This is a genomic window from Lacrimispora brassicae (genome assembly GCF_054772055.1).
This window is the reverse complement of sequence record NZ_BRYH01000003.1, coordinates 108,447-133,300: the sequence shown is the minus strand read 5'-3', so window position 1 is coordinate 133,300 and position 24,854 is coordinate 108,447. Positions and strand designations below refer to the sequence as shown.

Sequence of the window (24,854 nt, the reverse complement as noted above, 5' to 3'; positions counted from 1 at the left end):
ACCTGAAATTATGGAACTGCAAAAAGGCTATGGTGTACTATAGGAACAGTATTAAAAACTCTTAAAACACCTTGCAGGACTTGTTACGCTGCTGCGCCATGACGCAACATAGCCGGGGTCAAGGCACATTTGCCCTGCTTGCCCTTTAGGGAATACTCAAATCAATACACGTTTAGAAGAAAATCTCGTCATTGACCTTTTAGGTAAATGAGGGTATAATGAAATTGACCTATCAGGTAAACGGAAGGAAGGATAATCTCCTATGACTACAAAATTATTGGATTTAGAACCTCAAAGGCGCAATGCTATCTTAAATGCCGCCTTAAAAGAATTTGCATTAAGAGGATTCGACAATGCCTCAACAAATGTAATTGCAAAAGAAGCAGGGATTTCTAAGGCCCTGATGTTTCATTATGTGAATAATAAACAGGAACTTTTTCTGTGTGTGTATGACTATTTTGCTGAACTTCTTGATAAAGAATATTATAGGAAAATTGATTTTACAGAAAAGGATATTTTTAACAGGCTACGTCAATCGTATCTTCTTCAAATTGAATTATTAAAACAATATCCGTGGATTTTTGAGTTTAACAAACTTTCCACTGCAGCTAACTCTGATGAAGTAAACAAAGAACTGGAAAAAAGAGTTATTAAAAAGCAATTTTCATGTTGTACTCACATATTTGAAATAATTGATGAATCTAAATTTAGAGCAGGGTTGGACATTGAAAAGTGCAAACAATTAATCCTTTGGGCTAATGTTGGATTTACTAATGAAATATTAGATGATATTAGAAATTCAGAATATTCTGCTTTGAATTATGAACTCATTGCAGGAAAACTTGATGGATATTTTGAGGAGCTTAGAAAAGTATTCTATGAGCCAGGCAGGGGGCAGGAGTGATGGATAAGATTTTTTTATTTTTCCTCCACAGGAAATTCTTTGCAATTGCTGATTCTGGTGGTACACGATATCGCAATCTTAATATTAAAGTCCAGGATATTATCAACAGTTTGGGAGGTACGGAATGAAGGAAATACGCAAACCTATAATAATGGAATTCCCTTTGAGAGGAGAGTGGCTTTCTCCTAACACTCCGGGAAAAAGGATTCCAAGCCATGGGACGAACCGATTGGGAACAAGATACGCTTATGATTTTTTGCAAGTGGACTGGAAAAGAAAAGGTTGGCCCAGCTATGGCATTCACTGGCTGCGGTATCTTCTTTTTGGAGTTCCCTTAAACAAATGTTATTGTTGGGGGCAAGAAGTACATGCTCCTTGCGATGGGATAATTGTTCACGCCAAAGATGATTATAAGGAAAGAACCAAAGCCCATTTATTTGCAGATCTATTTGTTGCTATAAAAAGTGCGCATACCTTTAACCCCTACAAAGACAATATACAGTCTGTTGCCGGTAACTACATCATTATGAAATGTGAAGAGAATGTATATGCCGGATTTTGCCATCTTCAAAAAGGGTCCGTTAAGGTTGCGGCGGGGCAAAGTGTGAAGAAAGGTGATGTTATTGGTAAAGTAGGTCATTCCGGCAACTCTTTTTCTCCCCATTTACATTTTCAGCTTATGGATAACAGCGACATACTTTCTGCAAATGGACTGCCCTGCGCTTTCGAACAATATGAATTATTCCATGACGGAGAATGGCGTAAAGTGTTTAACGGCATTCCCACCGATAAAGATAGAATAAGGTTTTATGTGTAGTTCACTGGATAGAAATAATATGGATTTGGAAGATTCAATCATTTCGGGGCGGGTTCGATGTGTTGACAAAGTCCCTTAAAAAGCGGATCCATCATAAAATCACGTGTTTTCAATCTTCTTTCCAGCGTCACATTTTTCATTCTTTCCCTCGTCACACTTTTCATTCTCATCATCGTCATGGGGAACAGATCCTTCCCACAATTTGAATTTTGAAACTTCCTGCCTTAAAATCCCGGCCTGGGCTGCCAGTTCTTCACTGGAGGAGGAGCTTTCCTGGGCGGTTGCAGCATTGGCCTGAACAACGGCTGATACCTGGGACAGCCCATCCCTGATCTGTTCCATGGTCTGCGCCTGCTCCAGGGAGGCGGATTGGATCTCTTGGATCACCTGTTCCAGAAGGATGGATTTTTCGGCAATCTCCTTAAGAATCTCTGCCGTTTCATTGGTCTTTTTCATTCCCTCTGAAACCGCCTTTGCCGTATGCCCGATCAACTGGGCCGTCTGTTTTGCAGCCTCAGCGGATTTAGCCGACAGGCTCCGCACCTCTCCTGCGACAACCGCAAATCCCCGGCCTGCATCTCCGGCACGGGCAGCCTCCACAGCAGCGTTTAAGGCTAAAATATTAGTCTGAAACGCAATATCTTCAATCATCTTTGTGATCCCGGATATTCGTTCAGAAAACAGGCTTATTTCTTTCATGGCTGCATCAAGGCTCTCCATATGCCGGTTCCCTGCACTGACCATTGCCCCGGACTGGTTGACATAATCTGAAGCATTTCCCACATGGCCCGCATTTTTTACGGCTTTTTCGGAAACATTGGCAATGGAAGCATTCAGTTCCTCCACCGTTTCTGCCTGCAGGGCTGCTCCGGAGGCAAGGGCCTGGGAAACGGCGGAAACCTGCCCGGCTCCATAATTAACCTCCTCGGCGGAGGAACGGATATTTATTATGGTATCATTTAAGCGGGAAGCGATCATTTCCATGGAACTGCGTATGCCGCTAAATTCGCCCGGATATCCGCAACCGCTTTGGACCGTAAGGTTCCCATAGGAAATCTCCTGCAAAAACCGGGAAATATCCCAGATGATATCTCTGTATGTTCCTGCCATTTCATTGACCTTTTCCCCCATGCTTCCGATTTCATCCCTGCGCTCCATGTGAAGCTCCATGCTCAAATCTCCGGCAGACAGACTGTCAATGGCATCAACCACCTGGCCCATGGGCTTTGTAATCCGGTTGGTGATCCGTAGCATGACAAAAACCGCAAGAATCAAAGAGACAACTCCCAGAATAACGGCATTTAACATGGAGGTCATGACGCCGGACATAAATTCCGATTCTGAGGCCGTCACATTTACAGACCAGCCATTGGTGTCCTTTACAGGAGTATAGGAACCAAACTTTTTTTCTCCGTTCCATCGGTAGAAGTCAAAGCCGGTTTCCCCCCTGATCATTGCCGTTTCCAGCTTTGCAATCTCTCCATATACAGCCTGATCGCTTTTTGCGGCCTCCGTATCATTTTGTCCGGATAATACCAGGGAAAAATCTTCGTGAGCCACTTTCGTCCCCTCATGGTTCAGGATATAAGTGCTCCCCGTATCTCCAAGCTTTGTATCAGCGATGATTGTCTCAAAAACAGAATATGGAAATTCCAGCATAATGACCAGGTCGTCATAAGGGTAAGCGTATTCAAAGGACACAGAATCTTTACGGATCATAGGATCTGACAGAAAAGGGTTCCCTTTTTTGGCCTGTAGGTACGCATTGTCCTGTTCATAGGATTTTCCATTGACAACGGACAGCCCGCCAGAGGATATGATATCGATATTTTTAAGACCGTACTGGGAACATGAGATTCTTAAAAATATGTTGATATTGCCATTTTTTTGCACATTTCCTTTCATATAAAGGGCAATTGATTCGGATATGATGGAATACTCCTTTAGCTGCTGGGTTATTTTTTCAGAGACCAGTTCCGAAGTTTCCTTTAAGCTTTTTGCCAGAGACCTTCTGGTAGTATCATAAGTCAAATAAATGGAGCCTGCGGACAGCACCAATACAATGGTAATGATACACGCCATTGTAAATGTCACCAGTTCTTTCTTTATTCCCCTGTATTTTCTTTTCATATCTAGTTGTCCTCCCATATCCGGTTTATTCCTCTGTGGTTCCTATTCACAGCGGCTCAATGGGTATATCGGACAATTTTTAGATAACTATATAGGTTTTACCAATATTTTACAATAACTTGTTTATTTTTTTACAAACACCGGAAAACAACTGGTAAAAAATCAATTTCTCCCCTGTTTTCCTCCTTCTTTTTCCTTATATGACATGCAAAAAAGAGAGCTGCCGTATCTTCTCATACGATAACTCTCTTTCATCATGCCGGCGACCGGAATCGAACCGGTACGGGAGATTAGTCCCGCAGGATTTTAAGTCCTGTGCGTCTGCCAGTTCCGCCACGCCGGCATTCTCATATACCGTTTACTTCTTTCCAACGGTACGGACTGGGCGGAGAAGGATTCGAACCTTCGAAGTCGTCGACAACAGATTTACAGTCTGCCCCCTTTGGCCGCTCGGGAATCCACCCATGCTTTTTATTAAGCAAGCGAGTGTTATTTTATCACAGGGGTATTAAAAAATCAAGGTTTTTTTGTAAAAAAAAGTGATTTTTAATCCCGGTCAGCCACCAGCAGAAGAGAGCTGGTTCCCGGCATGGAGACGAGCACCTGACCGTCCTCCACCTCATAGGTGACCTTCCCTACATTGTACCCATTTTCATAGGTCAGCATATAGCGGGACATGGTTTCCCCGTCCTTCATTCCCAACTGCCACACAGGGATCATGACCTGCCGCTCCTCCGGAAGATTATTGACCGCCACGGCGCAAATGCTGTCCTTGCAGAAACGGCCATAGGAGATCAGATGCCTCCCGGCCAGAAGCTGCTTTAAGGACCCAAGGCGCAGTGCCGGTATGCCGTGGTGAAGGCCTGTCATGTACCGGTGAAATTCAATGAGCTCTAAATCCTCTCTGCCCCAGGGATAGGTCCTGCGGTTATCAGGATCCGTCCATCCGCAGACCCCTGCCTCGTCTCCATAATAAATCGTGGGAGCGCCGGGCCAGGTCATCTGAATCATGACTGCCCCCCGGAAAATCCCATTATTGATGCCCTGGGAAGCCGCTTCCGGGCCGAGAGTGGAGATCCTCCCCACTTTTCGGTTGGTCCTGGTCATAAAACGGGAATGGTCATGGTTTGACAGCTCATTCATGGCTACCTGGACAGAGCCTGTCATCATGCGGCTCATATGATAATTCATGGACTTAAAAAAGCTTTCTCCGTCTCCAAACAGACTGGGGTTACTTTCATCGCTGTGCTTTTCCATACCTGTCAGGAACCAGGTCACCGGCTCCATAAAGGCATCGTAGTTCATGACCGTATCCCACTGGTCCCCCTGAAGCCAGCCTGATGGATCTCCGTAGTGCTCCGCCAGCACAATAGCCTCCGGATTGGCCTCCTTTACCGCATTTCTGAAATCCCTCCAGAACTTATGGTTGTATTCGCTGCTGTGGCCCAAATCAGCCGCCACATCAAGGCGCCAGCCGTCTACATTGTAGGGCGGGGAAACCCATTTGCGGGCCATACCCAGAATATATTCATACAAAGTCCGGGAATCTTCATAATTGAGTTTTGGAAGGGTGGAATGCCCCCACCAGCCATCGTAGGAGCTGTTATAGGGCCATGCTTCCTCGTCATAAAATTTAAAAAATGTCCGGTAAGGACTGTCCTTTGACACATAGGCTCCCGGCTCATACCTTCCGGACATTTCATAAATCCGCTCTCCATCCAACCATTTATTAAAAGAGCCGCAATGGTTAAACACCCCATCCAGAATCACTCTCATCCCCCGTTTGTGCACCTCTTCCACAAACCGGGCAAAAAATTCATTGCTGGCTTCTAAATTCTCCTTATCCGTTGTCCGGATCATGTATTTTGTGGCAGCCTTGTTATCCCCGGCATCAGGAGCCACCGGCTCCCCTTCATCCTTAAGGATCACGCCATAATGGGGATCAATGTGGTCGTAATCCTGACAGTCATACTTATGATTGGAGGGAGATACGAAAATCGGATTAAAATAGATCACATCAACTCCCAGGTTCTTTAAGTAGTCCAGTTTATTCCATACCCCCTGCAGATCACCGCCATAAAAATCCCCCACATCCATCTGGTTGGGATATTTCCCCCAGTCCTCTACATGGGATACAGGACGGCCGATGTATACATATTCCCTGTCCACCACGTCATTGGCCACATCTCCGTTGCAGAACCGGTCTACATAAATCTGGTACATGACGGCTCCCTTGGCCCAGTCAGGGGTAGAAAAATCAGGGACTATGCGAAAGCAAACCCCTTCCTGATTCTCCCCGGAAACGCCCAGCCGGTTATAGTAACAGACCTCCTGGCCCTTGACCACCTTAAAGCTATAGCTGATTTTTTCATGCACTGCCGTCAATCTATGTTTATAATAATCAAACAGCCCGTCAGACTCTGCCTTTTCCATGGCTGTTTCTCCACTTAGCCCTTCCTGGATATAACAGACCTGGTCCACATCATCCTTTGCTGTCCGAAAAAATAGGATCACATCATCCCCCATACCGGGTTCTGCCGGGAATCGGAAACTTTCTGTCTCATCAGTAAATAACGCATCTCTATTTAACGCCTCAGCCTGGAAGCACATATAATTTCATTTCCTTTCTCGTCATCTATACATTCTATTTTATCCGATTGAATCAAAATATACAACCCCGCCTTATTAAGTAAAAGGCAGAAAAAACGGTCAGCGGGGCGGCTGACCGTTTTTTCGGAGAAGGTATTTCGTTTCTTATGGGGTGTAGCAAAAACTATATAATGTATTGGGGGGGTTTACGATTATTACTATACCACGACTATGAAAATAAGTGTGCACAAACATCATTTTTTTACTTATGATTTTTTATGCATTTTTTTTCCGCCTCTGCACTAAATACAAAAAAGCACAGAATCCAGGAAAAAACTTAGATATTTTCCCGGATTCTGCCCTTCTATCCCATTTAAGCCTGCAGAGGGCTTTTAGCCTTCCGCTACTGCAGAGAACAAACTTTCGAATTCCTGCTGGCCAATCTTTTCTTTTTCCATGAGCAGCTTACAGCAGGCGTGGAGCACTTCCTCATGCTTTAAGATGATCTCTTTTGCCTTTTCATAGCACTCATCAATGATCCGTTTTACTTCGTTGTCAATGGTATCAGCGACCTGGCCGCCGTAGCTCTTGGCATGGGCCAAATCCCGGCCGATAAAGACTTCATCACCATCGTTATTATAATTTATCATGCCCACCCTATCAGACATTCCATACTGGGTCACCATGGCTCTGGCCGTGACTGTGGCCTGCTTGATATCCTGGGACGCTCCGGTAGTGATATCACCGAAAATCAGCTCCTCTGCTATCCTTCCGCCCAGATCCACCATGATGTCCTGAAGCATCTTGCCCCTGGTGTTGAACATATGGTCATTTTCAGGCAATGGCATGGTATATCCGGCTGCCCCCACTCCCGTAGGGATGATGGAAATCGTATGCACCGGACCTTCATCAGGAAGCAGATGGAACAAAATCGCATGGCCTGCTTCGTGGTAAGCCGTGATTTTCTTTTCCTTTTCGGTTATTACCTTGCTCTTTTTCTCAGCCCCGATTCCTACCTTTACAAAGGCCTTGTCAACGTCAGCCTGGTTAATGAACTTTTTGCTGTGTCTGGCCGCATAGATGGCTGCCTCATTCATGAGGTTCTCTAAATCCGCACCAGTGAATCCGGCCGTTGTCTGGGCAACCCTCCTTAAATCAACATCCTCTGCCAAAGGCTTTTCTTTGGAGTGGACCTTGAGGATTTCCTCTCTTCCTTTCACATCAGGTCTTCCCACTCCCACCTTCCGGTCAAAACGGCCGGGACGCAGGATCGCCGGGTCTAAAATATCCACCCGGTTTGTGGCTGCCATAACGATGATTCCTTCATTGATCCCAAAGCCATCCATCTCTACAAGAAGCTGGTTTAAGGTTTGTTCTCTCTCATCGTGTCCGCCGCCCATACCAGTACCTCTGCGGCGGGCTACCGCATCAATCTCATCAATGAATATGATACAGGGCGCATGTTTCTTCCCTTCTTCAAATAAATCTCTTACACGGGAAGCTCCCACACCTACAAACATTTCCACAAAATCAGAGCCGGAAATGGAGAAAAACGGCACTCCTGCCTCTCCTGCCACTGCCTTTGCAAGAAGGGTCTTTCCTGTTCCGGGAGGTCCCACAAGCAGGATCCCCTTGGGAATACGGGCTCCCACGCTGGTATACTTCTGAGGATTCTTTAAGAAGTCAACCACTTCTTCCAGTTCCTCTTTTTCTTCTTCAAGCCCTGCTACCTTACCGAAGTTCACCTTGTTTGCGTCTTTTGCAAGATGAGCCCGGCTCCTTCCAAAATTCATCATTTTGGAATTAGCGCTTCCTGCCCCTGCTCTGGCATTCATCAGCATGAACAGAAAAACTAATACTACTGCCGTCAGGATTAACGGAAGCGTAATGGTCAGGAATAAATTTTCCTTTTGTACTGCATCCACCGTATAGGTGACTCCATTGCGGTCCAAACGATCCTGAATCTCAATGACATTAGACACATTGGCCTGTTTTGATGAACCATCAGTCATGGCCATCTCAATCCTTCCCGTTGGGGGCGGGTCGTTCTGCCTGATGGTAGCTGAGGTTATGGTCCCATTATCAATGGCCTGCATAAGCTCCTGGTTGGTAATGATCGCACTCTTTTGGGGCAGCCTACTGGCAAATATAAGCATGATAACCAGAAGGAGCAGAAATCCCAAACCTCTGAATGGTTGCTGTTGTTTCAACATGCTGCCTCCTTATTGCTGTTCTATAACTCCAATATATGGTAAATTCCTGTATATCTGATCGTAATCCAGGCCATATCCGATAATAAACTGATCCGGCACGGTAAAACAGGTATATTTTACCTTGACCTGATCCTTCACCCGGCGCTCCGGTTTATCAAGAAGAGTACAAAGCTCGATGCTGTTTGGGTTCCTCTGCTTTAACACCTCGATCAGATAGGCCAGGGTATTGCCGGAATCAATAATATCTTCCACAATCAATACATCCTTTCCTTCGATAGGATCATCAAGGTCCTTGGTGATCTTGACGATTCCGCTGGATACCGTTCCGGCACCGTAGCTGGATACGGACATGAAATCCATGGTAAGGGGCAGTTCGATCCGCTTGGCAAGCTCACAGGTAAAGAAAACGCCTCCCTTTAAAATACAGATCAAGTGAAGTGATTTTTCCTTATAATCCCTGCTGATTTCGTCTGCGATTTCTTTTATTCTTTTTGCCACCTCTTCCTCTGATAACAATATACGTATCTTATCATCCATCGTTTTTTCCTCCGTTTAACTGTATTTGTATTACTGTATGGGTATCATCTGTTATCTTATAGTATTCACTGATCCGGTATCCGATGACCCAGAGGACATGGGAACCTTCCGCTACCAGGGGTATTTTTTCCCGTTCCTCTTTGGGAATCTTTTCATCAATCATAAATGCCTTGATTGTTTTTCTGCCGCCTCCGGCCAGTGTCATGTAATCTCCGGTTTCACGATACCTCACAGAGAGTGCACATTTGATTTTATCATAATCAAACCATTTCGTATACCCGTTTTTGGGAATTTCCTGGCCTTTTTTGTAGGAAAAGGTCTTAAAATCCAGTTCAGGGAGAGGAAAATCCCTTTCCTTATCCACCAACTCTTCCTGCTTTTTTCTTTTTATCCACAATTCCCCGGTCGTGCGCACAGCAATAAGCCCGCAGGGCAGATCCACCTGCCTGCGGTCAGAACCAAAAAGAAGCGCTGCTGCGCTTTCCACGTGAATCATGGTAATATCCTTCATGGATTCATTGACAGACCGGATCATCCTCCGGATCACATAGTTCCTTATAATGTCATCTTCTGCCAAAAGAGCCTTTGCATCAACTCCACAGGCTGCCATTGCGCCTGCCTCATGGGTTTCCCCTGCTCCCCAGGCCTTTAGTATTCCCTCGGCCTGCTTTTCCAGATATGCATCGGCCTGTGCAGCCATTTCTCCCGCATGGAGGATATTTTCCCCTGCCCGCCTGTTGATCTGTTCCCGGATCTCCGGCAGGATCCTGCTCCGTATACGGTTTCTCACATAGTCCGTCTGGGCATTGGTGGAGTCCTCACAATAAGATATCCTTTTTTCCTCCAGATATGCAAGAATTTCCTCTCTTCCAACACACAGCAGCGGGCGGACAATCCTGTCCCGCAGCGGACGTATTCCCCCAAGTCCCTTTAGCCCGGTCCCCCGGAACAGGTTATAAAGGATGGTCTCCGCCTGGTCATCTTTATGGTGAGCCACTGCTATTTTTGTTCCGGAAAAGTCCAGGCGCTCTTTTTCAAAGATCTGGTAACGGAGATGCCTTCCGGCCTCTTCCACCGACATCCCATGTTCCCTGGCATAAAGGGCCGCATCTACCTGAACCCAGGCAAACGCCACTCCCAGCCTTTCTGAAAGCTCCCTGGAATAATCCCTGTCCCGGTCCGCCTCTTTTCCTCTTAAGCCGTGATGAACATGGACCGCCTTCAGTTCCAGCCCCAGCGCTTCCCTAAGTTCATTTAAGACTACAAGAAGACAGACCGAATCGGCCCCTCCGGAAAGCGCCACGATCACGCGGTCCCCCGGAGCAAACAGCCGGTTCCGTCTGATATAATCCAATATCGTTCTGTACATTCATCCACCTTCCTTAGTTGATTTTCTCCCCTCTATATTATAAATATACCCATAAAACATGTCTGTTGCAATTATTATTTTCTTTTCCATATTCCGGCAGTGAGAACTGTCATGTCATCTGCCGCCCGTTCGGTAAAAGATCTTGCGAACAAGAGGACCCTGTCTGCCATATCCTGGGGGTTTTTTACCGGCATCCCGGCAATGAACTCCTTTAGCATCATCTCCTTGTCATCCGCAGGAAGGGCGTCTAACACCCCGTCACTTACCATAATGATCCGGTTATCATCCCACAGCTTTTTAGACAGAAGAACAGGCTCCACCGGGTTTAAGATCCCCATGGGGACCTCACCTGCTTCCAGAAGCTCCACTCCCTTTTCACTGAGAATATAGGTAGCTGCTGCCCCCAGCTTCATGGCCTCTAAGATCCCTGTCTTTAGATCAATGCAGCACAAATCCAGGGTTGCCGGATGCTGGGAGATCCCGGTCAGAAGCAGGACTGTATTGACCATCTTAAGGGCCGCCCTGGTTGAAAATCCGGCTTCCAAAAGCCTTTGAGTCAGTTCAATAACCTGCCTGCTCTCCTCTTCGGCCACCCTGCCGCTTCCCATGCCATCTGACAGGCTTATGATGATCTGTCCCGGCTGGACTTGTCCAAAGGTGTAATTATCTCCGGACACCTCTTCCCCGCTTTTCACCGCCTTGGCCACCCCGTAAAGAACCCGGTACTCTCCCTTTTCAACAAACCGTATGGTGTCGGCCTGCTTTGTCACTAAGTTCCTGCCGTCAGGGGCCACCGTCCATTCCCCTTCCTCTATGGCTTTTTCCAGGATCTCCGCAGCCTCCTTTACGGTCACGCACCGGCCGTTCATGGTCCTCATGGTCAGAAATGCCTCTCTCTGGTGATTCTCATATTCTAAAATAAGCATCTTTTCAACGATGATGTGGTTGCGGCGGAATGCCCGCTTTATTTCATCCTCCCAATCCGGAGTGATGTCCACAGAATGCTCTACCTGATGAGAGAATTCTTCCAGGATCACAGCCAGCTCCTTGAACTGGACAATGACTGCGTCACGGCTTTCTAAAAACCGGTTTTTCCAGGCCAGATTCATGGTAGCCCTTCCAAGGCCCCTGTTGAGCTGGTCCATGTATTCATCCTTCCTTTTACAGGTTTCCAGAAAAAAACGGGGCATGTCCCCGTAGTCCACACTCCCTTTTTGTTCAAATGCACGAACCAGATATTGCAGATAATATTGATTGTCCTGTTCTTTCCCGGAATACACAATGCATTTGTTGCAGCCTGCGCATACCATGGCTCCGGCCGTCTGAAGGGCCGCAATGCCATCTTCCTTAGTAAGTCCCTGTTCTGCTGACAAGTCATCTGTACAAGCTCTGGCAAGCTCTCCCAAAGAGTTTGCCATGTCGTTTAATCTCTTTGCCGTATATACATTCACATCAGCCATATCGTGATGTGCCGCCTTACGTCTGAACACTAAAATCCCTCCTGCCTGTATCATGGTTTAAACCACATTATATACAGGCAGAAGGGAAATATTTGTCAAAACGGCTGACTCATGATCAAAAATCGTACGACAGCTTTCTCCTTTATTGTCCACGCTTTTTGGACATAGAGGGATACCCGAAGGGTGTTTCTCCTTTATTGTCCACGCTTTTTGGACATAGAGGGATACCCGCAGGGTGTTTCTCCTTTATTGTCCACGCCTTTTGGACATACAGGCATTTACTGTCTTTGGGACGGCTTCAGAAGAATCTCGTCAGGTTTTACCAGCCCCAGCTTCTGCTTTGCGACTTCTTCAATATATTGCTTGGTTTGGACATAGACCCGGTATTCCTCTAATTTTTTGGACCGTTCGTCTTCCTTGTCCACCTGGGCCTGAAGATTCTCCAGACGGAGCTCGTATTCCCGCTCCTTTTCCTTTAACCCGACTCCTTTAATCGTAACAATCACGGCAAGGCTGAACACAACAAAGGTTATACCAATCAGAGCCATCCGGTTTCCCCATTTATCTTTTCTCTTTCTTCTTGATTTTCCCATTTTGTTCATACACTCACCTCTGACGCCGTTTCTTTCTTTGGTTACAACCGTCCATCTTTATTTTAAGATATTTTCGAAAATGTTTCAAGAGCTTTAGGAAATGTCTGCTTATTATTTTATCATATAAAAGCATTCCGATAAATACTCCAGCAACGGCATATCCTCTTAATCCTCCGTCATTCTGTTCATACAGCAGGGAAAACGTGACCAGAGCGGCATAAACCCAGTATATCATGTCCTCGATTCCTATAAACACATAGGAATGGGGAATAAAAATACGGAAAATACGTAACAGGTCATATGTTATCATTAGCCCTGCGCCTGTTAAAAAGCTGTAGAGCAGAAGTTTTACTTCATAAACGATATGAACGCTCATATGACTCCTTCTGTGGCATTATTTTCTTAGGGTCATCAAGCGAAGTGCCGGCTGGGCTTAAAATTCAGCCGTCCGCTGACCCCCTGGGCGAACCCAACTTTCCTTTTTATTTAAACAGCCTGGAAATCAGGGATTCCCCTGACCTGCGCAGCGCTTCATTAGAGGAATAAGTGATGCTCTCAATATTGCCGTTTAAATCCACTTCCCCCTTTTCAAGAGTCAGGCGGCTGACGTGGAGATCCTTTCCTTTCAAAGTCAAAAGCCCCATATCGGTATCCAGAACCACCTGGTTCTCATCAAAGGACACCACTTCCCGTATTCCTGTCATCGTACCGGAGCCCCTGTTTTCTATTGTCAGCCTGTGAGGGCGTATATTCATCTTTTCTTCCATACAAAAACCTCCTAATATACCTGTCTAAAGTATATTAGGAGGCACGCTCCAATATTACTGAAATTTATCGTACGTATCCAAACTGTGAGCTAGAGATAACGGTAAAGCTCCTTTGCTTCATCCTTTTTTACCGTTTCCGCCACATCAAGAACTTCCACCTTTACCGAGCTAGTCCCAAAATGGATCTCTATTATATCGCTTGCCTTAATGTTTAAGGAAGCTTTCGCAGGTTTGTCATTGACAAGTACGCGGCCTGCATCACAGGCTTCATTAGCTACTGTTCTTCTCTTGATCAGACGAGAAACCTTAAGAAACTTATCCAGTCTCATGGATTAAGCGTTCACCATATCCTTTAAAGCTTTTCCAGCTTTAAACTTTGGTGTCTTGGAAGCAGGGATGTTCATAACTTCACCGCTCTTTGGATTCCTGCCTTCTCTTGCTGCTCTTTCAGATACCTCAAATGTACCAAAACCAACTAACTGGATCTTCTCGCCTTTAACCAGTTCTTCAGATATTACATCCGTCAAAGCCTTAACTGCCTTCTCTGCATCCTTTTTGGACAGCTCTGCTTTTTCTGCGACTGCTGCGATTAACTCTGCTTTGTTCATTGATATCTTCCTCCTAGAATGTAGCACCAGGCTACGATTTTTCGCATAACACGATTACTATATCATTTATAGCTGTTTCTCCCGTTTTTGTCAAGGTTTTTCGCTCTTTTGACGGGCTTTCTCCTGCTTTTTTATTGCATCCCAAAGAGCCTGTCCTTCCTGCTGCAAACCTTCGCTTTTTCCGCCAAAAACATGGGGGTGTCTGCGTATCATTTTTTCACAGGTTCCGTTCACCACATCATCAATGGAAAAATTGCCTTCTTCCTTTGCGATCTGGCTGTACAGCATGACCAGAAACAGGACATCTCCCAGCTCCTCACAAAGGTTTTCCATATCCTTGTGATCAATGGCTTTAAGAACCTCTCCGCTTTCCTCTTCCAGGCACTTTTTCAGACTTTCATAAGTCTGCTCCCTGTCCCAGGGACAGCCTTCATGGGACCGCAGTTTATTTGTAATATTTACTAAATCTTCGAAAGTATACATGACTCTCCCTCCTTTTGCGATTATTATACCATAAGCCCGCAGCACAAGCAGAATGCTTTCTTTTTTAATTCTGAAGATTTTCTGACAATTGCTCGTTCCCCCTGTTAAAAAAGAGCCTGTTCCTATATAATAAGGGGGACTTTTAATGAAACCGGAGGTAGCCATGAAAAATTTTAGCATATGGAAAAAAATAGCAGCTTGTATGCTGTTTTTAAACATTGTATTTACTGCATTTAACACAGAGCTTCTGACTCCCGCCAGCCCGGCCGGAGACTTGACCATGCGGGGCATGAGCTTTGGACCGTCCCTTAATATCGGACCAGGCAGCAAAATATTTAACGGCGGCAGCTTATCCCTGCTTGCGGATTACGATAACCGGCAGATGCTTTCCATGATTTTACAGGACAAGGATGGAACCCTTGTGGTCATTGACGGCGGCTGGGATATTGATGCCACCCACTTAACGGAAGTGCTCCGTTCCAAGGGCGGCCACGTATCCGGATGGTTTATTACCCATCCTCACTCAGACCATGTAGGAGCTCTTGTTCAGATTCTTAAGAACCCGGACAGTCAGATCACCATTGATAATATCTATTATTCCCTGGCGGATCTGGCCTGGTATGAAAAAGTTGAGCCTTCCCGGAATGATATGGTGTACAGTCTGATATCAGCCTTTGCAACTCTTCCCGCCGAAAAGCTTCACACCGTACAGAAAGATCAGGAGATCCAGTTGGGGCAGATAAAAGCCAAGGTTTTAAATGACCCTTATCTTCTGGATACAACCTCCGTCAATAACAGCTCCGTTGCTTATAAATTTTTCTTAAACAATGTGAGCATCCTGGTGCTGGGTGATATGGGCCCGGAAGCCGGCCAGCTTTTATCTGAGCAGCGCAGCTCAGAGGATTTAAAAAGCGATATTGTCCAGATGTCCCACCACGGCCAGTACGGCGTCAACCGGGATGTATATGCCATTATCAAACCTCAGATCGCCCTTTGGCCCTGCCCTCTCTGGCTGTGGAACAACGACAGCGGCGGCGGTATCGGCAGCGGAGACTGGAAGACTCTGGAAACCAGGAAATGGATGGAAGAGCTGGGAGTAAAGGTGAATTACTGCATCAAGGACGGAGACCAGATCATCTATTAATGGATTCCAAATAAATATATAAAAAAGAAACGGCATCCGAACACAAAACCAGTGTTCCCTCCGTTTCTTTTTTTGTGCAAGCAATAAGCCCAACAAATATGTTTGCATATTCATTGGGCGAATGCCGCAATAACTGGGAAAATTTGCAAAGCGTGTTTTTCCCAGTTATATTTGCATGGATTATTACAGAAGCATCTGGTTAATTTCCTCCGGGGCCATCCCGTCTGGGTCTTTCCGATTCCGGCAATGGTTCAATATAGAATCCATCCTTGTACGGCTCTGTATCGATTTCCGGGATGTCGCCATCGCTGTAATCATCTTCCTCTGGTACAAAAACCTTCATATTTGTTCACCTCCTGATTCATGTATGCTGGCCGGGCCATGGTTAACCTTCCATCTGACGGCCTAAAAATCCTGCTGCCGTTGTAGCCAGCTTCATTTCCATATCTCCAAAACGTGCTCTGGGCTCTCTGCTCAATACAGCCACCGCTCCGATTGCATCGCCTTCGCAGATGATGGGAGCCACTACCTGAGCCGTTATCCCTTCCAGGGTTTCTCCTGACAGGGGAACAAATCCCTTGTCATCCTTTCCTGCCACCACGGCCGCCCGTTCGTTGATGAGGTTCTCCAATTGCTTGCTGATGGTTTTCTGGAGAAGCTCCTTCTTGGATCCTCCTGCCACTGCAATGATCTGATCCCTGTCGCAGATACATACGGTAAGTCCGGTAGTCTGAGCCATGGCTTCTGCATATTGGGAAGCAAAAGCAGTAAGTTCTACCATCGGAGAATATTTCTTTAAAATAATTTCTCCTTCCCTGTCTGTAAATATTTCAAGCGGAGTCCCTTCTCTTAACCGGAGCGTCCTTCTGATCTCTTTCGGTATCACCACACGTCCCAGGTCGTCAATTCTTCTTACAATACCAGTTGCTTTCATAATAAAAATTCCTCCATCTTGTGCATTTTAATATCACTGATATTATTTTGCTACGAATGCACCAGATTATACTTAAGTCTGCCATTTTTCCCAAAATTTAAAATCAGGGCCGACTGTTAAAAAAAAGTCGAACCCTGATTTTCTATATCAGACTTGGCTTATTGCTTGAAGAAGCAGGGGTTTTTACAGCCCAGGTTAAAAGTCTCCCTGTCTGACACGCCGGTGCACTTCCTTTGAGGATGACAAATAGCCTTCATGAGCTGCCTTTGCAGCCGCGTTATCTGGAATGGGAGTTACAAAATGGTTTTCAAAAGAACCATACTTTTGAATTGTTAATTCATTTGATACTCTCTGTAGAAGATACATACCTAAAACGTCCATAGCTACCACCTTTCTCCGAACCATTAAATTTGAAGCAAAGAAAGCACCTGGGACTTAATCCCTTCTTCTACTACTATTATATCATAAAAAGGGCAAAAATCAACCGGATCATTTGTGTTTTAAAAGTTAATTTTTACATTTTTACGTTTTTTTCAGACAATTCCAGCATCTGCTTTAAGATCACCTCTGCTTGGCTGATCATGGCATCGGTGGACTGGTTCTTCTTTCTGTCAAGATACATAAACCTTGGTTCTTCTCCCATCTGGAACTTTAAATCTCCCTTGTACTGATCGATGATCCCTGGGATTCCTTCCACCTTCAGCTTTGCATTCTTATACATGGTCAGGCGGATCTCCTGGCGGTTGATGTTCACCTCGGTCACATAGGCGCTGTGGGCCAAAGCCTTTAAGCTGGCTACCTTTAATAAGTTATCAACCGGCTTTGGAATATCGCCGAAACGGTCCATCAGTTCATCCTGCATATCCATATATTCTTCTTCATTCTCAATGCCGGAAATCCGTTTGTAAATGTCAAGTTTCTGATATTCATTCTTAATATAGGAAGTGGGGATGTATGCGTCAATATCACAATCCACCACGGTCTCATAGCTTTCCTCTTCCTTCCGCTGTCCCTTAAGCTCTAAAACCGCCTGATTTAAGAGCTTGCAGTAAAGGTCATATCCCACGGCTTCCATATGTCCGTGCTGCTCCGCCCCCAAAACATTTCCGGCTCCCCGGATTTCTAAATCCCGCATGGCGATCTTGATTCCGGAACCCAGTTCCGTAAACTCACGGATGGCCTGAAGGCGTTTCTCTGCTTCCTCTTTCAGCAGCTTATCCCGCTTATACATGAGAAATGCATAGGAGGTGCGGCTGGAACGGCCTACCCGTCCCCGGAGCTGGTATAACTGGGAAAGTCCCATACGGTCCGCATCCTGGATGATCATGGTATTGGCATTGGGAATGTCAAGGCCTGTTTCAATGATGGTGGTGCAGACCAGGACGTCGATTTCCCCGTTTACAAAGTCAAACATGATCCGTTCCAGCTCATGCTCATGCATCTGGCCGTGAGCAAAGGTCACCGCTGCTTCCTGAACCAGGCCGGCGATGTGGTTTGCCACCTCGTCAATGTTGCTTACCCGGTTGTATACATAGTAAACCTGTCCTCCCCTGGAAAGTTCCCGGTGAATGGCCTCCCGGACCATTTCATCGTTATGCTCCATGACATAGGTCTGGATGGGCATACGGTCCACGGGAGGCTCCTCCAGCACGCTCATGTCCCGGATCCCCACCAGGCTCATATGGAGAGTCCTGGGAATGGGGGTTGCCGTTAAGGTCAGCACATCCACATTATCCTTTAGCTGCTTGATCTTTTCCTTATGAGCCACGCCGAAACGCTGTTCCTCATCAATGATAAGAAGCCCCAGATCTTTAAACTGCACATCCTTTGACAGGACCCGGTGGGTTCCGATCACAATGTCCACCGTGCCTCTCTTTAAATCCTCCAGGGTCTTTTTCATCTGGCCGGGAGTCCGGAAACGGGACATCAAGTCTACCCGGACAGGAAAATCCTTCATCCGCTGGGCAAAGGTGTTGTAATGCTGCTGGGCAAGAATGGTGGTCGGAACCAGGTAGACCACCTGCTTTCCATCCTGGACCGCCTTAAAAGCGGCTCTTAATGCGATCTCCGTCTTTCCGTATCCTACGTCTCCACAGATCAGACGATCCATGATCCTCCTGCTCTCCATGTCCGACTTGGCAGCCTCTATGGCATCCCACTGGTCCTCGGTTTCCTCATAAGGGAACATCTCTTCAAATTCCTTCTGCCAGACCGTGTCCTCTCCATACTGAAACCCGTGGGTCTGCTGTCTGGCAGCATAAAGCTGCACCAGCTCCTTGGCGATCTCTTTGACTGCGCCTTTTACCCTGGTCTTGGTCCTGTTCCACTGCTCCCCTCCCAGCCGGTTCAGCTTTGGCTTTTTCGCGTCGGCGCCGGCATATTTCTGGATTCCGTCAAGCCTTGTGGCAGGAAGATATAAGTTTCCGTTATCAGCATACTCCACCTTTAAGTAATCCTTGATAACTCCATCCTGCTGGATTTTTTCAATGCCCCTGTAAATCCCAAGGCCATGGTCCTCATGGACCACGTAATCGCCGATGGAAAGGTCGGAAAAGTTCTGGATCTTGGTCCCTTCATAGGAGGTCTTTTTTCTCTTCCTCTTCTTTTTCTCCACCCCGAACATATCGCCTTCCGTGATGACGATAAATTTTATCATGGAGTATTCAAATCCCCTGTGGAGATTTCCGAAGGTGACCAGAATTTCCCCTGGCTTTACCTCATGGTTCCCTCCTCCATCATCGGGACAGTAGGCCCGCAGATCATACTCCCTTAAATCCCCTGCCAGACGGCTGGCCCTGGTCCTGGAAGCGGATAACAGGATCACCCGGTACCCTTCCTTTTTCCATCTGGTCAGATCCTTTATTAATAACTCAAACCCATTTTGATAGGTATTTACATTTTTCACCTGAAAGCTGTAACGGTTCTTTACCGTAAACCCGGAAAGCTTCTGCTCCAGGCCGGTCAAATACACCGTAGTTTTTGTCTGGACCCTGGCCAGCATTTCTTTTGCTGAGAAAAGAAGTCCGGTCTGTCCCGGAAGAAGGTAACCGTTTTCCAGCCGGTGGATCATGCTTTCCCGAAACTCCATTTCCACTGTCTCCCCTTTTTCCCTAAGCCGCTCTGGCTCATCCAGGAATACCACGGAATTTTCTCCATGAAAATACTCCAGAAAAGACACGCTCTCCTGGCAGAAATAATGAATATAACCGTCCAGCCCATGCTGTCTCAGTCCATCCTTAAGCCCCTCTAAAAATTCGGAGATAATGGAACGGATCCTGGAAGACTCCTGGATCTTTGACTGGGCCCTTAAATCCTTTTCATATTTTTTGACTTCCTTTTCAAGAGCATTGATCCCTTCCTCGATCTGCGCCCCTGTCAGGGCCATTTCCGTGGCTGGATAGATCCGTATGCTGTCTAACTGCTCAATGGATCTCTGGCTCTCAATATCAAAGGTCCTGATGGAATCCACCTCGTCATCCCACAGCTCAATGCGCACAGGCAGCTCCTGGGTCAAAGGGAACACGTCAATGATCCCGCCTCTGATGGAGAACTGGCCCATGCCATCCACCTGTCCCATGCGCTCGTATCCCAGCTCAATAAGGCGCTTTTTCCATTTTTCCACATCAATGGTCTGGCCGCCTTCCACAGACATCACCTGCTCCTTTAAATACCGGAGAGGAAGAAGGTGGTCCATAAGCCCGTCAAAGGTGGTAACCACCCAGCCGGAGGATTTTTCCATTAAATGACGGAACACAGTCATGCGCTGTTTGGTCAGTAAATTTCCGTGAATATCCGCGCTGAAAAACAGAAGATCTCTTGCCGGATACAGCCAAACGTCAGGATCAAAGAACCGCAGATCCTCATAGATTTCCCTTGCCCTTGTATCATCATATGTGACTACCAGCCTTAAGCCTTCCTGCTTTGCCGCTTCATACATTAAGTGGACCTTCTGGGAATCCATGCAGCCGCTTGCCATAACAGGGCCGGCCTTTTTTAACAGGTCGCCGGAAAGATCCTCAAAATCCTTTAATTCCCTTAATGGTTTTTCAAATAGATCACTCATGAAATCTCCTTATTTTTTTCTGTTAAAATAATTCATTGCCGCTTCCGCTCCTTCTGTGACCATCATGATGGCAGCCTCTGCCGCATCCTTATAGGCCTGGGCCATGACCGCTTCCTGCTCCCTGGGGAAACGGCCCAGGACATAGTCCGCCAGATCCATTTCCTTTGGTTTTTCTCCCACGCCCACCCGGATCCTTAAAAATTCCTGGGTTCCCAGATGGCTTATGATGTTCTTTAAGCCGTTATGGCCTCCGGCGCTTCCCTTTGTCCGGATCCTTAGCTGGCCTTCCGCTAAATTGATATCATCGCATATGATGATGATGTGGTCAGACTCTACCTTATAAAAGTCTGCCATAGCCCGGATGCTTTCGCCGCTTAAATTCATAAAGGTCTGGGGTTTTGATAAAATGACCTTTTCCCATCCGATCCTTCCGGTTCCGCAAAATGCCCTGTGCTTTTTTTCCGTCACCCTGGTTCCCAGTTTGTCCGCCAGAATGTCCACAGCTTCAAATCCTACATTATGCCTGGTTTTATCATACTCCCTTGTGGGATTTCCTAATCCTGCGATAATATACATGATGCTTCTCCTTACTATTGTCTATATTAATTACAGTTCCGATTCATGACTTTTTAGATATTGCAAACGCCCGAAAAGCGTTAGATTTCCCCATATAGGGGGTCTAACGCTGCTTTTTATTTTAACAGTTCCCTATTAAGATGTAAAGGCATACACGCCCTTTTGTGCTTTTAAACAGTTGAAAAACAAAATTCTTTCAGTTATTGCTAAGAATAATTTTGTTTCGGAAGAGGATTTATCCCAGCCCATCACCTTCCGCTCCTATCCCAAATCAACCGCCTGCTTCATAGGGGGAGAAATAAGATCAACCGGAGGATTTAAAAATACATATAAAAAAGTTCATCCGAACCATGGATATCCCTTGTCATTTCCGTATCCATTATGATAGAATAAAATTGTTGCGCTTATATAAGTTCATAATCGGTTGAGCGTTTCTACCAACTACCATAATAGTTGACTATAAGGGTTAGAAGGAAAAAGGAGTGATGTTCATGAAGGATGTTTCAAAAAATTACGATGTAATCATCATCGGTGCAGGCCCCTCCAGTATTTTCTGTGCCTATGAGCTGATCGAGAAAAAACCGGACCTTAAGATCCTTATGATCGAAAAGGGCCGCCGGATTGAAAACCGGACCTGTCCCAAGAGGACGACAAAAACATGTGTAGGCTGCAAACCATGCTCCATCACCACAGGCTTTGCAGGAGCCGGAGCATTTTCCGACGGAAAATTATCCTTATCTCCCGATGTTGGCGGAAACCTTCCTGAAATACTTGGATATGATAAAACAGTGGAGCTGCTGAAGGAATCAGACAACATTTACTTGAAATTCGGCGCAGACACCAATGTTTACGGCATTGACAAGCAGAAGGAGATCCAGGAGATCCGACGTAAGGCCATCGGAGCCAACTTAAAGCTGATCGAATGTCCCATCCGCCATTTGGGAACAGAAGAAGGCTATAAAATCTACACCCGCCTTCAGGAGCACTTATTGGAGCAGGGGGTTGAAATGGCGTTTAATACGATGGTAAAGGATATCATCATCGAAGATAATAAAGCAAAAGGCGTTATCACCGACAAAGAAGAAGTCTGTTATGCGCCGGAAATCGTGTCTGCCATCGGCCGGGAAGGCTCCGACTGGTTCAGCCACATCTGTGAAAACCACGGGATCGAGACAAAAGTGGGGACCGTGGACATCGGTGTCCGGGTAGAGGTCCGGGATGAGGTTATGGAATTTTTAAATAAGAACCTTTATGAGGCCAAGCTTGTTTACCATACCCCCACCTTTGACGACAAGGTCCGTACCTTCTGTACCAACCCTTCCGGTGAGGTAGCCACAGAATACTATGAAAACGGATTGGCGGTTGTCAACGGCCATGCCTATAAATCCCAGGAATACAAGACAAACAACACCAACTTTGCCATCCTGGTATCCAAAAACTTTACAAAACCTTTTAAGACCCCTATTGAATACGGCAAGCAGATCGCCCAGCTTAGCAACATGCTCTGCGACGGCAAGATCCTGGTGCAGACCTTCGGAGACTTCCAGAGAGGCAGACGCACCACGGAAGAGCGCTTATGCCGCAACAATTTGATCCCCACCTTAAAGGATGCGGTCCCAGGAGATTTATCCCTTGTATTCCCTCACCGCATTATGGTTGACATAAAAGAAATGCTTCTTGCCCTGGACAAGGTGACTCCTGGTATTGCCAGCGATGAGACCCTGTTATACGGCGTAGAGGTGAAATTCTACTCCAACAAGGTGGTGGTCAACGCTGACTTTGAAACCAGCGTGGAAGGCCTTCGTGCCATCGGCGACGGCGCCTCCGTAACAAGAGGGCTTCAGCAGGCATCTGCCAATGGCTTAAGCGTGGCCAGAAGCATTCTGGCTACTATGAATTAAGACGTAAGATAAGAAAATTTCCACATAAGTATACATTAACCATATCGCAGATACACAAACACGGAAAGCTGCTGCCGGAATCCGGCCGCTCTAACCAGGAATCTGGAAGCCCCTGGATCTGATGCCAGGGATCCGGCTGCGTTAAAGCTAACAAAATCCCAGGAATGTTTATCCCAGGGATTTTGTTAGCTTTGCTCTTTCTGATGAATTATCTTCTATCATTTGTTTAGGGATCTCATACTCTCCAAGGCAGTCTAGCCTGATGTGATTTCTGTCCGTCAGATCGGAGATTTGTCCACTGGTTAGTAATTCCCCAGTTTCCTTCAGATTCCACCTCACGGTGGACGCCCTCGCCTTAGTAAATATTCATCATATATTTATCATATGGCATTTTAAAACCCATTATAAAATAAATCAAAGCACAGAGTGGCCAGAGGATTGTTATGAGAATTTTTAAAAGTCCGTGCAATATTGAATATTTTAACTTGCCTTTTGGGGGTATAATAATGTCTATTTTCATACACCTCTTTCCAACAGAATTTCCTTTAAAAAAATAATCAAAAATAAAGGTATATCCAAAATTTATGACAATAAAAATATTTATAAAATATGATAAAGGACCTCCTGTTATTATACTCAATACCATTATTACGAACATTATAATAAATCCACATACATAAAAATCTATAATTGCTGCAGCCAATCTTCTCACAATCTTAAAACTCCTTTTCATAAAATTTTTTTACTATTAAAGTTTTTTCTTTTAAATCACATTAACACTCAATTTTTTTCTTTTGTTCTTCATAAAAACTATTTTCCAGAACAAGCATTTCTCCGTTCGGATAACATATCCATTAGCCTTAGAAGCTCACTAACATTTAAATCAAGACTTATTCCACCTCCTATAGACATATAAGAATCAAGACCTATTAATTTGAATTTAATATCCTCATCAACATCCACACTTGCTTCATACTTATCTAATCCTAATTTCAACTCTAAATCTCTTAAATTAAAAGGTGCGTAAGAAGGATTGTTTGAGGATGCCTCAATTCCCATTTTATAAGTATTAGCATACATTAATCCTACATAGAATACTTCTTTATCAACTGGCGTTAATGATTCATAATACTCTTTAATTATTTTATATTCTGCCTTAGCTGAAATATTGCCTACAGTTACACTTCCTCCAAAACCCATTCCAGATTCCATTTTAGCATCAAAAACCCTGTCTAAAGTAGTTAATGCTTCTTTACCCAATTGTTTCACATCAGCCAAAGCCTCATTCCATGCCTGCTTTGTGGCTTCTTTACTACTATTATACACATTTACAAAATGATCTGTAATTACTTTATTAACATCTTTCTGACTAAAGTGCCCCGTAGGATCAGTGTAATTTAAAGGACTGCTCTTCACATAATTATACCGATTCAAGCTTAATGGGTCAAGCACATTTCCCAAATAACGGTCTTCACTATAGAAGCTTCCCAGTGTCGTATCATAGTATCTTGCCCTTAAATATTGACTTTCCAGATTCGGATTATAACTTACTGTTATCATTAGTGAGGAAGATTATAATAGCCTTATGGAGGCCTTATACCTTAATTCAACGCCAGGCATGAGGGGGAAAATTATTGAGGGTATGAACACACCACTTGAAGAGTGTATATCAGATAATGAGGTGGAATGGTAATGTATTCAATTGTTTACACCAAAAAGGTGACAAATGATATCCCAATGATAAAAGCAGCCAAATTAGAAAAAAA

General features: G+C 45.4%; 23 protein-coding genes, 2 tRNA genes and 1 riboswitch. Of the genes, 4 read left to right on the top strand and 21 right to left on the bottom strand.

Going from position 1 to position 24,854, the window contains the following annotated elements:
* Positions 1-262 precede the first annotated feature (262 nt).
* Complete coding sequence (locus ACYVD3_RS01910) at positions 263-904, top strand: TetR/AcrR family transcriptional regulator (RefSeq protein WP_460640813.1); 642 nt, start codon at positions 263-265, stop codon at positions 902-904.
* Positions 905-1,028: 124 nt separating this feature from the next.
* The gene (locus ACYVD3_RS01905) at positions 1,029-1,721 is read left to right on the top strand and encodes a M23 family metallopeptidase (RefSeq protein ID WP_460640812.1); all 693 of its coding nucleotides are present in this window, start codon (positions 1,029-1,031) and stop codon (positions 1,719-1,721) included.
* Between the two features lie 99 nt (positions 1,722-1,820).
* On the opposite strand, the gene ACYVD3_RS01900 is transcribed toward ACYVD3_RS01905, so the two are convergent.
* The 14 genes from ACYVD3_RS01900 to ACYVD3_RS01835 all read right to left on the bottom strand — a co-directional run bounded on the left by ACYVD3_RS01900 (position 1,821) and on the right by ACYVD3_RS01835 (position 14,470).
* Positions 1,821-3,851 (bottom strand): methyl-accepting chemotaxis protein, encoded by a 2,031-nt coding sequence (locus ACYVD3_RS01900; protein WP_460640811.1) that lies wholly within the window; start codon positions 3,849-3,851, stop codon positions 1,821-1,823.
* A gap of 257 nt (positions 3,852-4,108) precedes the next feature.
* Positions 4,109-4,194, bottom strand: a tRNA-Leu gene (locus ACYVD3_RS01895).
* Between the two features lie 39 nt (positions 4,195-4,233).
* Positions 4,234-4,315, bottom strand: a tRNA-Tyr gene (locus ACYVD3_RS01890).
* A gap of 82 nt (positions 4,316-4,397) precedes the next feature.
* Positions 4,398-6,461 carry a glycoside hydrolase family 13 protein gene (locus ACYVD3_RS01885; protein ID WP_460640810.1) on the bottom strand — a complete coding sequence of 688 codons (2,064 nt, stop codon included), beginning with the start codon at positions 6,459-6,461 and terminating at the stop codon, positions 4,398-4,400.
* 371 nt (positions 6,462-6,832) lie between these two features.
* On the bottom strand, positions 6,833-8,650 hold the full coding sequence (gene ftsH / locus ACYVD3_RS01880) for an ATP-dependent zinc metalloprotease FtsH (protein ID WP_460641031.1): 1,818 nt from the start codon (positions 8,648-8,650) through the stop codon (positions 6,833-6,835).
* A 12-nt stretch (positions 8,651-8,662) separates the two neighbouring features.
* Positions 8,663-9,190, bottom strand: coding sequence for a hypoxanthine phosphoribosyltransferase (hpt, locus tag ACYVD3_RS01875; protein WP_460640809.1), 528 nt, complete (start codon positions 9,188-9,190; stop codon positions 8,663-8,665).
* Entirely contained in the window at positions 9,183-10,559 is a 1,377-nt protein-coding gene (tilS, locus tag ACYVD3_RS01870; protein ID WP_460640808.1) for a tRNA lysidine(34) synthetase TilS, read from the bottom strand. The genes hpt and tilS overlap by 8 nt, the downstream gene beginning before the upstream one ends.
* Before the next feature lie 74 nt (positions 10,560-10,633).
* Positions 10,634-12,049: a SpoIIE family protein phosphatase gene (locus ACYVD3_RS01865; RefSeq protein WP_460640807.1), complete on the bottom strand. Its 1,416-nt coding sequence runs from the start codon at positions 12,047-12,049 to the stop codon at positions 10,634-10,636.
* Positions 12,050-12,297: 248 nt separating this feature from the next.
* Entirely contained in the window at positions 12,298-12,621 is a 324-nt protein-coding gene (locus tag ACYVD3_RS01860; RefSeq protein WP_460640806.1) for an FtsB family cell division protein, read from the bottom strand.
* 4 nt (positions 12,622-12,625) lie between these two features.
* Entirely contained in the window at positions 12,626-12,988 is a 363-nt protein-coding gene (gene yabQ / locus ACYVD3_RS01855) for a spore cortex biosynthesis protein YabQ (protein ID WP_460640805.1), read from the bottom strand.
* A 106-nt stretch (positions 12,989-13,094) separates the two neighbouring features.
* Positions 13,095-13,379, bottom strand: a complete 285-nt coding sequence (yabP, locus tag ACYVD3_RS01850; protein ID WP_460640804.1) for a sporulation protein YabP — start codon at positions 13,377-13,379, stop codon at positions 13,095-13,097.
* Between the two features lie 89 nt (positions 13,380-13,468).
* The gene (locus ACYVD3_RS01845; protein WP_460640803.1) at positions 13,469-13,708 is read right to left on the bottom strand and encodes an RNA-binding S4 domain-containing protein; all 240 of its coding nucleotides are present in this window, start codon (positions 13,706-13,708) and stop codon (positions 13,469-13,471) included.
* Between the two features lie 3 nt (positions 13,709-13,711).
* Entirely contained in the window at positions 13,712-14,014 is a 303-nt protein-coding gene (locus tag ACYVD3_RS01840) for an HU family DNA-binding protein (protein ID WP_268875600.1), read from the bottom strand.
* 63 nt (positions 14,015-14,077) lie between these two features.
* Positions 14,078-14,470 (bottom strand): MazG nucleotide pyrophosphohydrolase domain-containing protein, encoded by a 393-nt coding sequence (locus ACYVD3_RS01835; RefSeq protein WP_460640802.1) that lies wholly within the window; start codon positions 14,468-14,470, stop codon positions 14,078-14,080.
* 145 nt (positions 14,471-14,615) lie between these two features.
* On the opposite strand from ACYVD3_RS01835, the gene ACYVD3_RS01830 reads away from it, so the two are divergent.
* The gene (locus tag ACYVD3_RS01830) at positions 14,616-15,614 is read left to right on the top strand and encodes a ComEC/Rec2 family competence protein (RefSeq protein WP_460640801.1); all 999 of its coding nucleotides are present in this window, start codon (positions 14,616-14,618) and stop codon (positions 15,612-15,614) included.
* Between the two features lie 199 nt (positions 15,615-15,813).
* Here ACYVD3_RS01830 and ACYVD3_RS01825 read toward each other — a convergent pair whose 3' ends face one another.
* The 5 genes from ACYVD3_RS01825 to pth form a co-directional block, all read right to left on the bottom strand.
* Positions 15,814-15,957 (bottom strand): hypothetical protein, encoded by a 144-nt coding sequence (locus tag ACYVD3_RS01825; protein ID WP_024292993.1) that lies wholly within the window; start codon positions 15,955-15,957, stop codon positions 15,814-15,816.
* 42 nt (positions 15,958-15,999) lie between these two features.
* Positions 16,000-16,548, bottom strand: coding sequence for a stage V sporulation protein T (gene spoVT / locus ACYVD3_RS01820; protein ID WP_460640800.1), 549 nt, complete (start codon positions 16,546-16,548; stop codon positions 16,000-16,002).
* 195 nt (positions 16,549-16,743) lie between these two features.
* On the bottom strand, positions 16,744-16,929 hold the full coding sequence (locus ACYVD3_RS01815) for a hypothetical protein (RefSeq protein WP_460640799.1): 186 nt from the start codon (positions 16,927-16,929) through the stop codon (positions 16,744-16,746).
* Between the two features lie 133 nt (positions 16,930-17,062).
* A complete protein-coding gene (gene mfd / locus ACYVD3_RS01810; RefSeq protein WP_460640798.1) occupies positions 17,063-20,611 on the bottom strand; it encodes a transcription-repair coupling factor in 3,549 nt (1,182 codons plus the stop codon).
* 9 nt (positions 20,612-20,620) lie between these two features.
* Positions 20,621-21,187, bottom strand: a complete 567-nt coding sequence (pth, locus tag ACYVD3_RS01805) for an aminoacyl-tRNA hydrolase (protein ID WP_460640797.1) — start codon at positions 21,185-21,187, stop codon at positions 20,621-20,623.
* A gap of 384 nt (positions 21,188-21,571) precedes the next feature.
* Positions 21,572-21,667: riboswitch (purine riboswitch) on the top strand.
* A gap of 11 nt (positions 21,668-21,678) precedes the next feature.
* On the opposite strand from pth, the gene ACYVD3_RS01800 reads away from it, so the two are divergent.
* Positions 21,679-23,088 carry an NAD(P)/FAD-dependent oxidoreductase gene (locus ACYVD3_RS01800; RefSeq protein ID WP_460640796.1) on the top strand — a complete coding sequence of 470 codons (1,410 nt, stop codon included), beginning with the start codon at positions 21,679-21,681 and terminating at the stop codon, positions 23,086-23,088.
* A 355-nt stretch (positions 23,089-23,443) separates the two neighbouring features.
* Here the strand turns inward: ACYVD3_RS01800 and ACYVD3_RS01795 are convergent, their stop codons facing one another.
* Positions 23,444-23,800, bottom strand: a complete 357-nt coding sequence (locus ACYVD3_RS01795) for an RDD family protein (RefSeq protein ID WP_460640795.1) — start codon at positions 23,798-23,800, stop codon at positions 23,444-23,446.
* A gap of 98 nt (positions 23,801-23,898) precedes the next feature.
* On the bottom strand, positions 23,899-24,648 hold the full coding sequence (locus ACYVD3_RS01790) for an RHS repeat-associated core domain-containing protein (protein ID WP_460640794.1): 750 nt from the start codon (positions 24,646-24,648) through the stop codon (positions 23,899-23,901).
* Between the last annotated feature and the right edge of the window lie 206 nt (positions 24,649-24,854).

Excerpts from the sequence above, each read along its gene's own strand:
- ACYVD3_RS01815 (WP_460640799.1), bottom strand. The coding sequence starts at position 16,929 with ATGGACGTTTTAGGTATGTATCTTCTACAGAGAGTATCAAATGAATTA.
- yabQ (WP_460640805.1), bottom strand. The coding sequence starts at position 12,988 with ATGAGCGTTCATATCGTTTATGAAGTAAAACTTCTGCTCTACAGCTTT.
- ACYVD3_RS01845 (WP_460640803.1), bottom strand. The coding sequence starts at position 13,708 with ATGAGACTGGATAAGTTTCTTAAGGTTTCTCGTCTGATCAAGAGAAGA.
- ACYVD3_RS01830 (WP_460640801.1), top strand. The coding sequence starts at position 14,616 with ATGAAACCGGAGGTAGCCATGAAAAATTTTAGCATATGGAAAAAAATA.
- ACYVD3_RS01910 (WP_460640813.1), top strand. The coding sequence starts at position 263 with ATGACTACAAAATTATTGGATTTAGAACCTCAAAGGCGCAATGCTATC.
- pth (WP_460640797.1), bottom strand. The coding sequence starts at position 21,187 with ATGTATATTATCGCAGGATTAGGAAATCCCACAAGGGAGTATGATAAA.
- ACYVD3_RS01825 (WP_024292993.1), bottom strand. The coding sequence starts at position 15,957 with ATGAAGGTTTTTGTACCAGAGGAAGATGATTACAGCGATGGCGACATC.
- spoVT (WP_460640800.1), bottom strand. The coding sequence starts at position 16,548 with ATGAAAGCAACTGGTATTGTAAGAAGAATTGACGACCTGGGACGTGTG.
- tilS (WP_460640808.1), bottom strand. The coding sequence starts at position 10,559 with ATGTACAGAACGATATTGGATTATATCAGACGGAACCGGCTGTTTGCT.
- mfd (WP_460640798.1), bottom strand. The coding sequence starts at position 20,611 with ATGAGTGATCTATTTGAAAAACCATTAAGGGAATTAAAGGATTTTGAG.
- ACYVD3_RS01790 (WP_460640794.1), bottom strand. The coding sequence starts at position 24,648 with ATGATAACAGTAAGTTATAATCCGAATCTGGAAAGTCAATATTTAAGG.
- ACYVD3_RS01800 (WP_460640796.1), top strand. The coding sequence starts at position 21,679 with ATGAAGGATGTTTCAAAAAATTACGATGTAATCATCATCGGTGCAGGC.
- ACYVD3_RS01885 (WP_460640810.1), bottom strand. The coding sequence starts at position 6,461 with ATGTGCTTCCAGGCTGAGGCGTTAAATAGAGATGCGTTATTTACTGAT.
- yabP (WP_460640804.1), bottom strand. The coding sequence starts at position 13,379 with ATGGAAGAAAAGATGAATATACGCCCTCACAGGCTGACAATAGAAAAC.
- hpt (WP_460640809.1), bottom strand. The coding sequence starts at position 9,190 with ATGGATGATAAGATACGTATATTGTTATCAGAGGAAGAGGTGGCAAAA.
- ACYVD3_RS01905 (WP_460640812.1), top strand. The coding sequence starts at position 1,029 with ATGAAGGAAATACGCAAACCTATAATAATGGAATTCCCTTTGAGAGGA.
- ACYVD3_RS01900 (WP_460640811.1), bottom strand. The coding sequence starts at position 3,851 with ATGAAAAGAAAATACAGGGGAATAAAGAAAGAACTGGTGACATTTACA.
- ACYVD3_RS01835 (WP_460640802.1), bottom strand. The coding sequence starts at position 14,470 with ATGTATACTTTCGAAGATTTAGTAAATATTACAAATAAACTGCGGTCC.
- ACYVD3_RS01860 (WP_460640806.1), bottom strand. The coding sequence starts at position 12,621 with ATGAACAAAATGGGAAAATCAAGAAGAAAGAGAAAAGATAAATGGGGA.